This is a genomic window from Streptomyces sp. NPDC002835 (genome assembly GCF_053591995.1).
Genome location: NZ_JBSFUW010000003.1, coordinates 62,229 through 77,408, shown reverse-complemented (window position 1 = coordinate 77,408; position 15,180 = coordinate 62,229). Strand labels below are relative to the sequence as shown.

The window sequence follows — 15,180 nt, the reverse complement described above, 5'->3', positions numbered from 1 at the left end:
GCGCCACTACCTTCGAGAACGTGACTGTGATCGCGACCGAAAGCCTGAGCAAGCGGTTCCCCAGGGTGACCGCGCTTGACCGGCTCTCGTTGGACATCGGCCCCGGTGTGACCGGCCTGGTGGGCGCCAACGGAGCCGGCAAGTCCACGTTGATCAAGATTCTGCTGGGACTGTCCCCCGCCACGGAGGGCCGTGCCGCCGTGCTCGGCCTCGACGTCGCCACCCAGGGCGCCGAGATCCGCGAACGGGTGGGCTACATGCCCGAGCACGACTGCCTGCCGCCCGATGTGTCGGCCACCGAATTCGTCGTCCACATGGCGCGCATGTCCGGCCTCCCGCCGACCGCCGCGCGGGAACGGACCGCGGACACGCTGCGCCATGTCGGCCTCTACGAGGAGCGGTACCGCCCCATCGGCGGCTACTCGACCGGCATGAAACAGCGGGTCAAACTCGCCCAGGCGCTGGTCCACGACCCGCAGCTGGTCCTCCTGGACGAGCCGACCAACGGTCTCGACCCGGTGGGCCGCGACGAGATGCTCGGCCTGATCCGCCGCGTCCACACCGACTTCGGCATCTCGGTCCTGGTCACCTCCCACCTCCTCGGCGAACTCGAGCGCACCTGCGACCACGTCGTCGTGGTCGACGGCGGGGCGCTGCTGCGCTCCAGCTCCACCAAGGACTTCACCCAGACCACCACCACGCTCGCCGTCGAGGTCACCGACTCCGACACCCACCCCGACGGCACGGCCGCGCTCCGCGCGGCACTCGCCGCCGCGGGGGTCCAGATCCACGAGCGCACCGAGGACGGTCTGCCGGGCGCCGGCCACATCCTGCTGCTGGAGGCGACCGGCGAGGAGACGTACGACCTCGTGCGGGACGCCGTCACCGAGCTCGGCATCGGCCTCGTACGGATGGAACAGCGACGCCACCACATCGCGGAAGTCTTCCGCCCCGAGGCCGCCCGGACCATGGAGGCGCAGGCCCGATGAGCACACCCACACACGGCGGCCAGGGCGCCCCCGGGACGACGCGGATCCACAACATCGGGTACCGCCACTACGACGGGCCCCGCCTCGGCCGCGCCTACGCGCGCCGCTCCCTCTACTCGCAGTCGCTGCGCGGCGCCTTCGGACTCGGCCGCTCGGCCAAGTCGAAGGTGCTGCCGATGATCCTGCTCGGCATCATGTGCCTGGTCGCGGCGATCATCGTGGCGGTGGCGGTCGCCACGCCCAACATGACCGACCTGCCGCTGCAGTACACGCGGTACGCGATCGTCATGCAGGCGCTGATCGCCCTGTTCCTGGCGGCGCAGGCACCGCAGTCGGTCTCCCGCGACCTCCGCTTCAAATCCGTGCCGCTGTACTTCTCGCGGCCCATCGAACGCGCCGACTACGTCCTCGCCAAGCTCGCGGCCATGGCGTCGGCCGTCTTCCTGCTGACGGCGACACCGCTGGTGATCCTCTATCTCGGCGCGATGCTGGCGGAGTTCGACTTCGCCGACCAGACGAAGGGGTTCGCACAGGGCATGGTGTCGGTGGCGCTGCTGTCCGTCCTCTTCGGCGGGATCGGTCTCGTCCTCGCCGCGTTCACACCGCGTCGCGGCTTCGGGGTCGCCGCGGTCATCGCGACCATGACCATCACCTACGGCGCGGTATCCACCGTCCAGGCCATCGCCTGGGAGACCGGCTCGGCCGGCGCCATCCAGTGGCTCGGCCTGTTCTCACCGGTCACGCTGATCGACGGGGTGCAGACCGCCTTCCTCGGCGCCACCTCGGCCTTTCCCGGCGGCGAGGGCCCCGGCGCGGGTGCCGGCGTGGTCTATCTGCTCGTCGTCCTCGCGCTCGTCGCCGGCTCGTACGGCGTCCTCATGCGCCGCTACCGAAAGGTCGGGCTGTGACCACGATCAGCATTGACAACACGTCACGGTGGTTCGGCAACGTCGTCGCCGTCAACGATGTGACGATGACCGTCGGCCCCGGCGTCACTGGACTCCTCGGCCCCAACGGCGCCGGAAAGTCGACCCTCATCAACATGATGGGCGGCTTCCTCGCCCCCTCCAACGGCACCGTCACGCTCGACGGCGCGCCGATCTGGCGCAACGAGTCGGTGTACCGGCAGATCGGCGTCGTCCCGGAGCGGGAGGCGATGTACGACTTCCTCACCGGACGCGAGTTCGTCGTCGCCAACGCCGAACTGCACGGCCTGAGCGCCAAGGAGGCGCAGAAGGCGCTCGCCACGGTCGAGATGGAGTACGCGCAGGACCGCAAGATCTCGACGTACAGCAAGGGCATGCGCCAGCGCGTGAAGATGGCGTCCGCCCTGGTGCACGAGCCGTCCGCCCTGCTGCTCGACGAGCCGTTCAACGGCATGGACCCGCGGCAGCGGATGCAGCTGATGGAGCTGCTGCGGCGGATGGGCGCCGAAGGCCGGACCGTTCTGTTCTCCTCCCACATCCTGGAGGAGGTGGAGCAACTCGCCTCCCACATCGAGGTGATCGTCGCCGGACGCCACGCGGCCAGCGGTGACTTCCGCCGTATCCGCCGGCTGATGACGGACCGCCCGCACCGCTACCTCGTACGGTCCAGCGACGACCGGGCGCTCGCCGCGGCCCTGATCGCCGACCCGTCGACGGCCGGGATCGAGGTCGACCTGGCGGAGGGCGCGCTGCGCATCCAGGCCGTCGACTTCGGCCGGTTCACCGAGCTGCTGCCGAAGGTCGCCCGCGAGCACTCCATCCGGCTGCTCACGGTCTCGCCCTCCGACGAGTCCCTCGAGTCGGTCTTCTCCTACCTCGTAGCGGCCTGAAAGGAGCTGTGACGATCATGTACGACCCCACAGTCGCCCGGCTCACCTATCGGGCCGTCCTCGGCAGGCGCCGCGCCGCGGTCCTGTTCGTGCTGCCCGGCCTGCTGCTGCTGATCGCGGCCGCCGTACGCGGCTTCAACGGCGCGGACGACCAGGTCGCCGCCGACGTCCTCGGCGGCTTCGCCATCGCCACGATGGTGCCGCTGATCGGCGTCATCGCGGGCACCGGCTCGATCGGCCCGGAGATCGACGACGGCTCGATCGTCTATCTGCTCGCCAAGCCGGTGAAGCGGCCGACGATCATCTTCACCAAGCTGATCGTCGCGATCGCCGTGACGATGGCCTTCTCCGCGGTGCCGACGTTCATCGCCGGCCTCATCCTGAACGGCAACGGCCAGCAGATCGCCATCGCCTACACGGTGGCGGCGCTCGTCGCGTCGATCGCATACAGCGCGCTGTTCCTGCTGCTCGGCACGGTCAGCAGGCACGCCGTCGTCATCGGGCTCGTCTACGCCCTGGTGTGGGAGACGCTCTTCGGCAGCCTCGTGCCCGGCGCCCGCACCCTGAGCGTCCAGCAGTGGTCCCTGGCGCTCGCCGAGAAGATCGGCGGCGAGGGCCTGATCGGCTCGGACGTGGGCCTCCCGACCGCCGTCGCCCTGCTGGCGGGCGTCACCGTGGCCGCGACCTGGTACGCGGGCCAGAAGCTGCGGGTCCTCAAGCTCGCCGGCGAGGAGTGATCCGGGAGTCCGCTCTCCGCCTCGGCCCCTGCCCTGCCCGGCGGGGGCCGAGGCGTATCGCGTAACTGTACGTTTATCGGCTCGTTGTCCACGGTGCGTGGAGGCAACTGGGGTTCGTAGCGTCGAGGGTTCGTGAAGTCGGGGATTGCCGGTGCCGGCGGAGAGCACACCGTCCGGGCCGGTCATTGAGTGAGTCGCACCGTAAGCCGATCTCCACCCCTGTGCCCGGGGAGAGGGCCGTTCCCGTCGGTTCACGAACGGAAGGCATCCTCATGCCATCGGAGATCGCCCTGCTCGAGTCGCGCGCGATGCGCGTCGAGCACGTGGGGCGGGTCGAAGCGCTCGACAAGGTGAAGGCGCTCGCCCTGCTTCCTGACTCCATGCACGTATCCACAGAGGGGGTCGCGGGGTACTTCGAAGTATCCACAGCCGTCATCAGGCAGTTGACGTCACGGCATCGCGACGAGCTCACCCAGAACGGCATGTATGTGCTGCGCGGCTCTGACCTGCGCGAATATCAGAGTGACAACATGTCACTCTCATCCGAGGGCGACGGAAGTTATCCACAGCGCCGCTCTAGTCTCACCCTCTTCACCCGCCGGGCCGTGCTCAACGTCGCCATGCTGCTGCGCGACAGCGACATCGCCCGCCGGGTGCGCAGCTACCTCCTCGACGCCGAACACGGCTGGCGCGAGGGTTACGCGTCGCTCGACCGGCGGGTCACGAACGTCGAGAGCTGCCTCGCCGGGGTCGGAACGGCGCTCCAGGAGCTCGGGCCGGTGCTGAACCGGATGTCGCAGCGGCTCGACAGCCTCGACCAGCGGCTGGACGCCACCACCGGTCGTCGCGGCGATGAGCAACCGGCTGTGCGAGCTGTCCGACGACATGGTCCGGATGGACGCCAGGATGGACGACTTCGCCCGTCAGCTCAGGGACCTGAGGCGGCGACGCCGCAGGTAGAGGCCGAAGCGAGGCCGCAGGTGAGGCCTTGGGTGAGGCCCGAAATTCGGTGGCGCCGAGATTCTGCCGCGAGGAGAGTTGAGGAGCACACCGACCGGGAGAGGAGCGCGATGACGACCAGGGGTTCGAGTCCCGGTCCCTCGTGCTCCCTTCGGGGCGGCGCCCGGCAGGCGGCGGAGTAGTCATCGCACTCCGCAGGACCGCCGGGCGGCCGCCCAGGGGGCGGCCGCTTCGAGCGCGCGTCCGCGCGGGCCGCCCCCTCCCGGTGTGTCGGCGGCGAAGGCCGCCGGCGACCGGGCCGGGTCAGCCGGCGAGCAGGTGCTCCAGGACCACCGCGATGCCGTCGTCGTCGTTCGACGCGGTGACCTCGTGGGCCACGGCCTTCAGTTCGTCGTGCGCGTTCGCCATCGCCACGCCGTGCGCGGCCCAGCCGAACATCGGGATGTCGTTGGGCATGTCGCCGAACGCGATCGTGTCGGACGCCCGCAGCCCCAGCCGCCGGGCGGCCAGCGACAGGCCCGTGGCCTTGCTCAGACCCAGCGGCAGGACCTCCACGACGCCCGCGCCCGCCATGACCACGTCCACCAGACTGCCGACCGTCGCCCTGGCCGCCTTCGCCAGTTCGTCGTCGCCGAGCGTCGGGTGCTGGATGTAGACCTTGTTGAGCGGGGCCGACCACAGGTCGGCCGGGTCCTGCATCGGCACGTACGGCAGCGGGCCTTCCTGCACCCGGTAGCCGGGGCCGATGATCACGTCGCCCTCGAGGCCGTCGCGGCTCGCGGCGAGCAGCAGCGGGCCCACCTCCGCCTCGATCTTGGACAGCGCGAGGTTCGCGAGCTGCCGGTCGAGCGTCACCGAGGTCAGCAGGCGGTGCTCACCCGCGTGGTAGACCTGCGCCCCCTGCCCGCAGACCGCCAGACCGTCGTACCCCAGGTCGTCCAGGATGTGCCGGGTCCACGGCACCGCCCGCCCGGTGACGACGATGTGCGCCGCGCCCGCCGCGGTGACCGCGGCGAGCGCATCGCGTGTGCGCTCGGAGACCGTGTCGTCGGTACGCAGAAGCGTTCCGTCGAGATCGGTGGCGACGAGCCGGTACGGGAAGTGGGCGGTGCTCACTAGGAGATCGGCTCCAGCACTTCACGGCCGCCCAGGTAGGGGCGGAGCACCTCGGGAACCCGCACCGAGCCGTCGGCCAGCTGGTGGTTCTCCAGGATGGCCACGATGGTGCGCGGCACGGCGCACAGGGTGCCGTTCAGCGTCGCCAGCGGCTGCACCTTCTTGCCGTCGCGCATCCGCACGGACAGGCGGCGCGCCTGGAAGCTGTCGCAGTTGGACGCCGAGGTCAGCTCGCGGTACTTGCCCTGGGTCGGGATCCACGCCTCGCAGTCGAACTTCCGCGACGCCGAGGAGCCCAGGTCGGCCGTCGCCACGTCGATCACCTGGAACGGCAGCTCCAGGGCGGTCAGCCACTGCTTCTCCCAGTCCAGCAGCCGCTTGTGCTCGGCCTCCGCGTCCTCCGGCGCGACGTACGAGAACATCTCGACCTTGTCGAACTGGTGGACCCGGAAGATGCCGCGGGTGTCCTTGCCGTACGTGCCGGCCTCGCGGCGGAAGCAGGGCGAGAAGCCCGCGTACCGCAGCGGCAGCTTGTCCGCCTCCAGGATCTCGTCCATGTGGTACGCGGCGAGCGGGACCTCGGAGGTGCCGACCAGGTAGTAGTCGTCCTTCTCCAGGTGGTACACGTTCTCCGCGGCCTGGCCGAGGAAGCCGGTGCCCTCCATGGCCCGAGGGCGGACGAGCGCGGGCGTCAGCATCGGAATGAAACCGGCTTCGGTGGCCTGCGCGATGGCCGCGTTGACGAGGGCGAGCTCCAGGAGCGCGCCGACACCGGTGAGGTAGTAGAAGCGCGAGCCGGACACCTTCGCGCCGCGCTCGACGTCGATGGCGCCCAGCGCCTCGCCGAGCTCCAGGTGGTCCTTGGGCGTGAAGCCCTCCGCGGCGAAGTCGCGGATCGCGCCGTGCGTCTCGAGGACGACGAAGTCCTCCTCGCCGCCGACCGGGACGTTCTCGTGCACGATGTTGCCGAGCTGGAGCAGCAGCCGGCGGGTCTCTTCGTCCGCGTCGTTCTGCTCGGCCTCCGCCGCCTTGACGTCGGTCTTGAGCTGCTCGGCCCTCTTGAGCAGCTCGGCCCGCTCGTCCGGCGTGGCCTTGCGGATCAGGTTGCCGAGCGACTTCTGCTCGGAGCGCAGCTCGTCGAAGCGCAGGCCCGAGGACCTTCGCCGCTCGTCGGCGGAGAGCAGGGCGTCGACGAGGTCGACGTCCTCTCCACGGGCGCGCTGGGATGCGCGAACACGGTCGGGGTCCTCACGAAGCAGGCGAAGGTCAATCACCCCACCAGGCTACCGGTGCCGACTCCATTTCTGCTTGCACGTTACTTCGTCCCAATTGCCGCGATTGGTGCAATTGGTGGCGATGGTGGAGGCGGTGGTAAACCTTCGTCCTGCAGTGTCGAACAATCGGTCCGCTTTCGCCAAAAGAGGGCGGCGGGCCGTCTCCCCCTGGCATCGGGCGCCGTATGCGGCGGGGCTGCGGGCGGGTTGTCCACAGGGGGTGGGTCGTTCCGGAAAGTTATCCACAGCCTGTGTGGGAGATCTGTGGATTCCGGAAGAGATCATTCCGGAAGTCGCTCCCGGGCTGGCGAATTCCCGTATCAAACCGGGCTCACGCACTCATTCGAGTGGGAATTTCTCGCCCAAAGAGTTGATCAATGGAATGGGGTGGGCGAGCCCGGTCCGGCGCCCTGTGGATGGAAGGGGTGCGGGTGAGGCGATTTGTCGACCCTGTGGGGTTCTGTTGTCGACTTGTCCCCAGGTCGAGAAGCGTGCCTGTGGACAACTCTGTGGACAAACAGAACGCGCAGGCCGCCCGGCCGCCGACGTCGAGCCAGGCATGGCTACGACGTCCCGGCCCGCCGGGGGCGCCTCAGGCGCCGCCCCACCGCTCGCCTCAGGCGCGGCCGTCCTGGCAGCGCGCCAGCCAGTCCGACGCGGCCGTGAACTCCGGGTCCGACGTGCCCGCACGCAGCGGCCGCACATCCTCCACCGCGACTCCGGCCCGAGGGTACGAACCGAGGAAGCGCACGTTCGGGCAGATGCGCTTCAGTCCCATCAGGGCCTCGCCCACCCGCCGGTCCGAGATGTGCCCCTCGGCGTCGACGGCGAAGCAGTAGTTGCCGATACCGGCGCCCGTCGGCCGGGACTGGATGAGCATCAGGTTGACCCCGCGCACGGCGAACTCCTGCAGCAGCTCCAGCAGCGCGCCCGGGTGGTCCTCGCCCATCCAGATGACGACGGACGTCTTGTCCGCCCCGGTCGGCGCCGCGGGCCTCGCGGGCCGGCCCACCAGGACGAAGCGCGTCTCCGCATTCTCCGCGTCGTGGATGTCGGTGACCAGCGGCACCAGCCCGTAGGTCGCCCCGGCGAACTCGCCCGCGAAGGCCGCGTCGAAGCGCCCTTCCTGCACCTGCCTGGCCCCGTCCGCGTTCGAGGCGGCCGATTCCCACACGGCGTCCGGCAGGTTCTTGCGCAGCCAGTTCCGCACCTGCGGCTGGGCGACCGGATGGCCGGTCACCGTCTTCACCTCGGAGAGCTTGGTCCCGGGGCGCACCAGCAGCGCGAAGGCGATGGGGAGCAGCACCTCGCGGTAGATCATCAGCGGCTTGCCGGACGCCAGCTCGTCGAGCGTGGCGGTGACGCCGCCCTCCACCGAGTTCTCGATCGGTACCAGGGCGGCCGCGGCCTCCCCGGCCCGTACGGCGTCGAGCGCCGCCGGTACGGAGACCATCGGGACGAGTTCCCGGGTCGCGGCTTCCGGGAGCGTGCGCAGGGCGGCTTCCGTGAAGGTGCCCTCGGGACCGAGATAGGTGAAGCGCGTGGCCGACATACCGTCACCCTAATGGGCCCGCGAGGCGCGGGAGGCGTCCATCATGATTCCAGCAGACGCTGTCCCACGTACTCGCCCCTGGCCGGTCCGCCCGGCACGGCGAAGAGCCCGCTCGCCTCGTGCCGGATGAACGCGGAGAGGGCGTCGCCCCGGTCCAGCTTCCGCTGCACGGGTACGAAACCGCGCAGCGGATCGGCCTGCCAGCAGACGAACAGGAGGCCGGCGTCGGGGGTGCCGTCGGGGCCGATCCCGTCGTGGAAGGAGAAGGGCCGCCGCAGCATCGCGGCGCCGCCGTTCTGCTCGGGGGCCGAGATGCGGGCGTGCGCGTTCTCGGGGATGACGAGCTTCCCGTCCGGGCCGGTCGCGTCCAGCGCGAGCTCGGTCGTCTCGGTGCCGCCCGTCAGCGGGGCGCCGTCGGACTTCCGCCGGCCGATGACCTGCTCCTGCTTGTGCAGGGACAGCTCCTCCCAGTCGTCGAGCAGCATCCGGATGCGGCGCACGACCGCGTAGGAGCCGCCCTCGAGCCACGGGTGCTCGCCGCCGGAGGGTACGAAGACGCGCTGGTCGAAGTCCGGTTCCGACGGCTTCGGATTGCCGGTGCCGTCGATCTGGCCCATCAGGTTCCGCGCGGTCATCGGCTGCGCGGTGGCGCCCGGTGAGCGGTTGAAGCCGTTCATCTGCCAGCGCACCCCGGCCGCCCCGCCCGCCGCCTTCTGGATCGCCCGCAGCGCGTGGAAGGCGACGAGCGCGTCGTTCGCGCCGATCTGCACCCACAGGTCGCCGTTGGAACGCCTGGCGTCCAGATGGTCGGAGGAGAACGACGGCAGCGGGTCGAGGCCGCTCGGCCGCTGCGCCACCAGGGACGTGCGGTCGAAGAAGGAGCGGCCGAAACCGAACGTGACGGTCAGCGAAGAGGGCCCGGCGTCGAGCGCCACGCCGGTGTCCCCGCCGCCCGCCGGCCGGCCCGCCATCAGCTCGTCCGCCAGCACCGACCAGCGCCGCATCAGCGCCGCCGCTTCCTTGCGCCCGGCGCCGGGTGCGAGGTCGAAGGCGACGAGATGGCCGTGCGCCTGCTGCGGCTCCGTGATGCCGGCCTGGTGCGGGCGGTCGTGGAACGCGATGCCGGTGGACCCCACGGTGGCCAGCGCCGTCGGGCTCTTCTCCGTCACCGCGTACGCCGCGGCGCCGCCCCCGGCGCCGAGTACGAGACCGGTCGCGCCGGCGGCGCCCGCGGTGCCGAGCAGCCGGCGCCTGGAGATGCCGTCGTCGGGTGCGTCCGGTGCGTCGTCCGCAGGGGTCACAGGTGTCACGGGTGTCACGGTGGGTCAGCCGATCTTGATGTTCTCGTCGATGGTCGTCTGGTCGATGTCCGAGGTCCGTACGGTCACCTTGACCTGCCAGTCGCCCGGCATCGGGATCTGGACGGCGCTCGCGCTCCAGTGTCCCGCGCTGACGCGGTCGGGAGTGATGGGCAGCGGGCCGATCTGCTTCGCCTTCAGGGTGAAGGAGACCTTCACCTCGGGGGCGTCCAGCGGCTTGCCCTCCGGGGACAGGGTCCACAGGTGCATGTCGTTGCCGCCGGAGAGCGCCGGGTCGAGGCTGAGCCGTACCGTGCCCTTGCCGTTCTCGCCGCCGGTGTCGAACGGTATCTCCCGCTCCACCGGACCCGCCTGCTGCGCGGTGGACCGGGAGTCACCGGCCTCGGCGGCCTGTTCCTCCGTACGGCCCGGCTCGGTGGAGGTGAGCACGGTCGTCACGGCCAGCAGGATCACGGCGACACCGGTCTCCGCCAGTACGGAACGCCGTAGTCCGGAACGCTCGCTGTCCGCGTCCCGGTTCCGCTTCCGTTCGGCGGTGGCCACGGCGGCCTGCTGCCGGGCGAGTTGGGCGGCGCGCTTCGGGTCGGCGGATTCGGCGACCGTCTCCTCGGGTTCCTCGAGCTTCTCGGCGACGACGTCCGCGACCTCGGTGAGCCGCCCCGTCCAGCGCCGCGAGATCCAGGCCGTGCCGAGCATGACCCCGATCAGCCCCACCTTGATCAGCAGCAGTTGCCCGAACCAGGTGCCGGTCAGCGCCGACCACGACCCGACCTGCCGCCACGACTGGTAGATCCCGGTCGCGGCGAGCACGACCACGCTGGTGAAGGCGGTGGTGGAGAACCGCCGTACCGCCCGGCGTTCGATCGCCGGCGACCGGTAGAGGGCGGTCAGCAGGGTGGCGAGGCCGCCGAGCCAGACCGCGACGGCCAGCAGGTGCAGGACGTCGACGGGCATCGCGACGGCCGGCTGGACACCGGTCGAGGCGTGCTCGGACAGGGCCCAGGTCGCGGCGATCCCGGCGGCGACCACCGTGCCGCCGACGGCCAGCCCGAAGGTCAGGTCCTTCTTCTCGTCCGGGTCCTCCCGCCTCGCATACGTACCGAAGAGGACGGCCACGAACAGCGCGGCCGCGCCGAGCAGCAGCAGCCGGGAGACGAGCGCCGCGCCCGTCTTCGTCTCGAGTACGGGCGCCAGCGCGCCGACGTCGAGTACGTCCGCGAGGTCGCCGGAGCCGGTGTAGGGACCGCGCAGGAGAAGCAGCGCGAGGGTGGCCGCGGTCATGGCCGCCCAGCCCTGGACGACCAGGCGCTGCACGGGCCGCACCGCGGCGCCCCGCTGCCAGCACAGCAGGACGAAGGCCGCGCCGCCGACGAGCAGGATGAAGCCGCCGTACGAGACGTAGCGACCGACGTCGTAGAGGAAGCCGACGAGTCCGCCGCCGGCCTCCTCGTCCGGCAGCGCGACCGTTGTCTGCGAGGGTGCGCCGATGGCGAAGGTGAAGGCTCCGGAGACGGGGTGGCTGTCCGCGGAGACGGCCTGCCAGGCGACGGTGTAGGTGCCGTCGGGCAGGCCGGGGTGCAGTGCGACGCCGTAGGTGACGGCGCCCCCGGCGCCGAGGTCGCGGACCTCGGCGGTGTCGGCCCGTTTGCCGCTCGGTTCGAGGACCCGGATCGAGTCGTCGCCCATGGCGATCTCTTCGGAGAAGGTGAGCGTGACCTCCTCGGGCGCGGTGGCGACCACCGCCCCGTCCTTCGGATTGCTCCCGGTGAGCACGGCGTGCGCCGACGCGGGCGTCGAGCCGGCCAGCAGCACGCCGAGGAGCGTGCCGGCCAGCACGAGCACGGCGAGCAGCACCCTGGCCGGGGAGCGGCCGAAGCGCGGGGCGGTGGCTGTCATCGGATGATCAGTCCCTCGGTGCTCAGTGCTTCTGCGGGTTGTGGGTGGTCTCCTTCACGGGGAGCTCGACCCTGATCGGATCCGACTTCTCGAAGTGCAGCTCGATGGAGACCGTGTCGCCCTGCTTCGGCTGCTGCTTGAGCGCCATGAACATGATGTGGCTGCCACCGCGTTCGAGGTCGAGCTCACCGCCGGCCGGGATGTCGAAGGACTGCACCTCCCGCATCTTCTGGTTCTCCGTCTCGTGGATCGTGACCTCGTCGGAGAGCGTGCTGGTGATCGAGGTGAGTCTGTCCTCGCCGTCGCCGTCGTTCTCGACGGTGAGGAACCCGGCCGCCATGTCGCCGACGGGCTGGGGCATGAAGGCGCCGCTGACCTTCAACTCGGGCCCGCCGTCGGCCGAGCAGCCCGCCAGCACCAGGGCGGCGCCGAGCGCGGCCGCGGCGACGGCGGCGAACGGAGTGCGACGGGTCACGGCTTCTCGCCCTTGATCAGCTTCGGCAGGTCCGCGGCCCATTCGTCGGCCGTGGTGTCCTCGCCGTAGAGGACGTAACCCTCGTCGGTCTTCGGGGAGAAGGCGACGACCTGGGCGCCGTGCATGGACACGACGGTGCCGTCCTTGTCCTTCGTCGGAGCGTCGATGCCGATGCCGATCTGACGCGCCCCGGCCTGGATGGTCGCGAAGTCGCCGGTCAGCCCGACGAACGACGGGTCGCCGGCGCTGGGCAGCCACTTGCCGAGCTCGGCGGCGGTGTCCCGCTCGGGGTCGGTGGTGACGAAGACGACCTGGAGCTTGTCCTGGTCGGCCTTCGGCAGCTGCTTCCTGGCGATGGCGAGGTTGCTCATCGTCAGGGGGCACACGTCGGGGCAGTGCGTGTAGCCGAAGTAGATCAGCGTGGGCCTGCCCTTGGTCTCCTCCCGCAGGTCGTACTTCTTGCCGCTGGTGTCGGTCAGCACCAGGTTCGGCTTGGTGAACGGCCGGCTGAGGACGGTCGCGGGCTTGTCCTTCGCCTCGGCGGAGACCTGGCTGACGGGGCTGCCGGTGTCGGCGCCGCTGTTCTGCGACACGGCGACACCCGCGGCGACGGCGAAGGCGGCCGTGACGGCGACCGCCGCGATCAGCGGCGCTCGCCGGCTGCGGCGGGGCTCCTCGTCGCTCTTGGGGCTGTGCATGGGTTTCTCTTTCGCAAGCGGGTTCGGTACGGGCCGGGGTCAGGCGGAGCGGCGGCGGCCGGCGAGGACGCCGAAGGCCACGCCCGCGGCACCGACGAGAATGCCGACCACACCAAGGATGCGGGCTGTCGAGTCACTGCCGGCGCCGGAGGCGGCCGGCCGGGACGCCGACTCCTCCTGGTGGCCGGACGCCTTGGCGTCGTCCTTGACGGCGGCGCCGGTCGCGGCCGCACCGTGGTGGTCGTCGGCGGCGGCCGACAGCTTGAGGACCGGAGCGGGCGCCTCGGGCTCCTCGCCGCCCTCGACAGGCTCCTCGATCCAGCGGACGACCTCCTTGTTGTCGTACGTCTGGATGGCCTTGAGGACGAGCTGGTCGGCGTCCTCGGGCAGCCGGCCCAGGGAGAGCGGGAACTGCTGGAACTGGCCCGGTCCGATCTTGGCGCCGGCGGCGGTCCAGGTGACCTTGGCGACCGCCTCGGTGATCTTCTTGCCGTGCACCTCGAGCGGCTTGTCCAGCTTCGTCTTGTCGACCTCGGCCTTCCAGCCCGGCACGGGCTGCGGCATCACGGACGACAGGGGGTGCTCCACGGGGAAGTTGATCTCGACCTTGACGGTCGAGGCGTTGTCGCGCTCGTTGGGCACCTTGACATTGACGACCGCGTAGCCGCCCTTGGCGGCCTCGCCCTGCGGCTGGACGCCGACGTGTGCGGACGCCGCGCCGGAGAGCATCAGTACCGAGGCGGCGGCGACGGCGGACGCGCCGGCGATACGGGGAACGTTCATGAGAGAAAACTCCACGGTGAGAGGTTTGTGGTGTGCCTCGCCGCACAGGGGTGCGCGGGCACAGCGGCGCCACTTCCTCCGAGTGGGCCGCGTCAGGCGCTGAGGACGAATACGGGCGGCGGCCCGCGCCTGATCACCGTGTGCTGAAGTTCCCGGCCCGTACGGAGCGGGACGGGCCCGTCCGCGGCCGGTGCCGGGCACGGCCCGGTTCCGGGCGCCGCCCGGAGCCCGCTGCGCAGCGCGCGTACGAGGGCGAGCGCCGCGCGCAGCGGGCGCAGCCACACCGACTGGACGCCCTCGTGGGCCGATTCGGCCGACAGCCGGATCAGCCGCAGCAGCGCGGCGTCGCCGCGGCGCAGCACCAGGCCGGTCGCGATCGCGGCCAGCAGGTGCCCGAGCACCATGGGCAGGGTCGGCAGCAGTTCCGGAGCGGGCAGGGTTCCCGCGGTGTGCGCGTGCCCCGTGTACGCGTCGGGGTCGATGCCCGCCAGGGTGACGACGCGGCGGGCGTCGGCGGCGCTCATGGCGGAGGCGCCCGCTCCGCACACCAGCTTCGCGGCCATCCGCATCAGGGTGTCGTCGGCCGTCGGCGCGACCCGCAGCGGGCTCTGGCCGGCGGCGAAGAGCGTGTGCAGACCGAGCTGTCCGGCGGTGAGCACCCCGGCGATGGCGGGCAGCGAACGCTGCCTGCCCGCCAGCGGCGTGACCAGGGCGAAGATCCCGACGAGGCCCAGTGCCAGGGTCCACAGCGGGACGGCCCGGCAGGCGGCCAGCACATGTCCCGTCCCGGACAGCGCGACGCAGACCGCGGTGAACACCGCGGCCCTCAGCAGCCGCAGACCGGTTCCGGCGCGTGCGTGGCGTGGGGACGACATGGCCGGGCCATCATCGCACTGCGGCGCCGGCGCCCGTACGGCAGGTCCGGAAGATCCCCTTTGCCGACATACACCGGCGGGCGGGAAACGCGCATCCGCCGAACGAGGGCCGTCACCGCGACGATGCGCTTACCGAGCGTGCCGGAGGGCAATACGTATCGGTATGTCGAGCCGCGGCCAGGAGGCTGGAGCATGAGCATCTGGTGGTCCCTCCATCTGCGGCGCGAGGCTGCGAGCGTGCCGCTCGCCCGGCGGCTGCTGCTCGGCGCCATGGAGACCGCGGGTGTCGATCCGGACATCTCCTACGATCTGTCGGTCGCACTGACCGAGGCGTGTGCGAACGCCGTGGAGCACGGCGGCGACCGCGACACCGACGAGGCGTCCAGGGCGTATCGCGTGACGGCCTATCTGGACGGCGAGAAGTGCCGTATCGAGGTGGCCGATTCGGGTCCGGGCTTCCCCGCGAGCCGCGGCGCCCTGTGCGGGCGCACCGCCGCCGTGTCGCCGGCCACCGCGGAGAGCGGCCGGGGGCTGTGCCTGATCGAGCAGCTCGCCGACCACGTCCACGTCCGCAACGGGCCGGGCCGCGGCGCCGTGGTGAGCTTCGACAAGGTCCTCAAATGGCGGGAGGGCGCGCTGCTCGACGTGTCGTGAGCGGCGCGCCCTCCCGGGGCTCTGTGGTGACCGGCC

General features: G+C 71.1%; 14 protein-coding genes and 1 pseudogene. 6 read left to right on the top strand and 9 right to left on the bottom strand.

The features are described from left to right. The first annotated feature begins 26 nt into the window (after positions 1-26). The 5 genes and pseudogenes from ACWD01_RS04555 to ACWD01_RS04535 all read left to right on the top strand — a co-directional run bounded on the left by ACWD01_RS04555 (position 27) and on the right by ACWD01_RS04535 (position 4,502). On the top strand, positions 27-989 hold the full coding sequence (locus tag ACWD01_RS04555) for an ABC transporter ATP-binding protein (protein ID WP_451158364.1): 963 nt from the start codon (positions 27-29) through the stop codon (positions 987-989). Further along, a complete protein-coding gene (locus tag ACWD01_RS04550) occupies positions 986-1,897 on the top strand; it encodes an ABC transporter permease (RefSeq protein ID WP_451158007.1) in 912 nt (303 codons plus the stop codon). Before ACWD01_RS04555 ends, ACWD01_RS04550 begins: the two co-directional genes overlap by 4 nt. Then, the gene (locus ACWD01_RS04545) at positions 1,894-2,805 is read left to right on the top strand and encodes an ABC transporter ATP-binding protein (protein WP_451158005.1); all 912 of its coding nucleotides are present in this window, start codon (positions 1,894-1,896) and stop codon (positions 2,803-2,805) included. The genes ACWD01_RS04550 and ACWD01_RS04545 overlap by 4 nt, the downstream gene beginning before the upstream one ends. A gap of 17 nt (positions 2,806-2,822) precedes the next feature. Beyond that, on the top strand, positions 2,823-3,542 hold the full coding sequence (locus tag ACWD01_RS04540; RefSeq protein WP_356893859.1) for an ABC transporter permease: 720 nt from the start codon (positions 2,823-2,825) through the stop codon (positions 3,540-3,542). 272 nt (positions 3,543-3,814) lie between these two features. Next, positions 3,815-4,502, top strand: a pseudogene (locus ACWD01_RS04535) (hypothetical protein). Positions 4,503-4,805: 303 nt separating this feature from the next. Here the strand turns inward: ACWD01_RS04535 and ACWD01_RS04530 are convergent. The 9 genes from ACWD01_RS04530 to ACWD01_RS04490 form a co-directional block, all read right to left on the bottom strand. After that, positions 4,806-5,618, bottom strand: coding sequence for an HAD family hydrolase (locus tag ACWD01_RS04530; protein WP_451158003.1), 813 nt, complete (start codon positions 5,616-5,618; stop codon positions 4,806-4,808). After that, on the bottom strand, positions 5,618-6,892 hold the full coding sequence (serS, locus tag ACWD01_RS04525) for a serine--tRNA ligase (protein WP_451158001.1): 1,275 nt from the start codon (positions 6,890-6,892) through the stop codon (positions 5,618-5,620). The genes ACWD01_RS04530 and serS overlap by 1 nt, the downstream gene beginning before the upstream one ends. A gap of 616 nt (positions 6,893-7,508) precedes the next feature. After that, entirely contained in the window at positions 7,509-8,444 is a 936-nt protein-coding gene (gene pheA, locus ACWD01_RS04520; RefSeq protein ID WP_451157999.1) for a prephenate dehydratase, read from the bottom strand. A gap of 41 nt (positions 8,445-8,485) precedes the next feature. Next, on the bottom strand, positions 8,486-9,754 hold the full coding sequence (efeB, locus tag ACWD01_RS04515) for an iron uptake transporter deferrochelatase/peroxidase subunit (protein WP_451157997.1): 1,269 nt from the start codon (positions 9,752-9,754) through the stop codon (positions 8,486-8,488). 15 nt (positions 9,755-9,769) lie between these two features. Beyond that, positions 9,770-11,659 carry a copper resistance protein CopC gene (locus ACWD01_RS04510; protein ID WP_451157995.1) on the bottom strand — a complete coding sequence of 630 codons (1,890 nt, stop codon included), beginning with the start codon at positions 11,657-11,659 and terminating at the stop codon, positions 9,770-9,772. A gap of 22 nt (positions 11,660-11,681) precedes the next feature. Continuing rightward, positions 11,682-12,176 (bottom strand): copper chaperone PCu(A)C, encoded by a 495-nt coding sequence (locus ACWD01_RS04505; RefSeq protein ID WP_451157993.1) that lies wholly within the window; start codon positions 12,174-12,176, stop codon positions 11,682-11,684. Next, entirely contained in the window at positions 12,131-12,832 is a 702-nt protein-coding gene (locus ACWD01_RS04500; RefSeq protein ID WP_451157991.1) for an SCO family protein, read from the bottom strand. Before ACWD01_RS04500 ends, ACWD01_RS04505 begins: the two co-directional genes overlap by 46 nt. A gap of 39 nt (positions 12,833-12,871) precedes the next feature. Further along, positions 12,872-13,615 carry a YcnI family copper-binding membrane protein gene (locus ACWD01_RS04495; RefSeq protein ID WP_451157989.1) on the bottom strand — a complete coding sequence of 248 codons (744 nt, stop codon included), beginning with the start codon at positions 13,613-13,615 and terminating at the stop codon, positions 12,872-12,874. 92 nt (positions 13,616-13,707) lie between these two features. Further along, the gene (locus ACWD01_RS04490) at positions 13,708-14,490 is read right to left on the bottom strand and encodes a hypothetical protein (protein WP_451157987.1); all 783 of its coding nucleotides are present in this window, start codon (positions 14,488-14,490) and stop codon (positions 13,708-13,710) included. A 192-nt stretch (positions 14,491-14,682) separates the two neighbouring features. On the opposite strand from ACWD01_RS04490, the gene ACWD01_RS04485 reads away from it, so the two are divergent. Further along, a complete protein-coding gene (locus ACWD01_RS04485; RefSeq protein ID WP_451157985.1) occupies positions 14,683-15,144 on the top strand; it encodes an ATP-binding protein in 462 nt (153 codons plus the stop codon). Positions 15,145-15,180 lie beyond the last annotated feature (36 nt).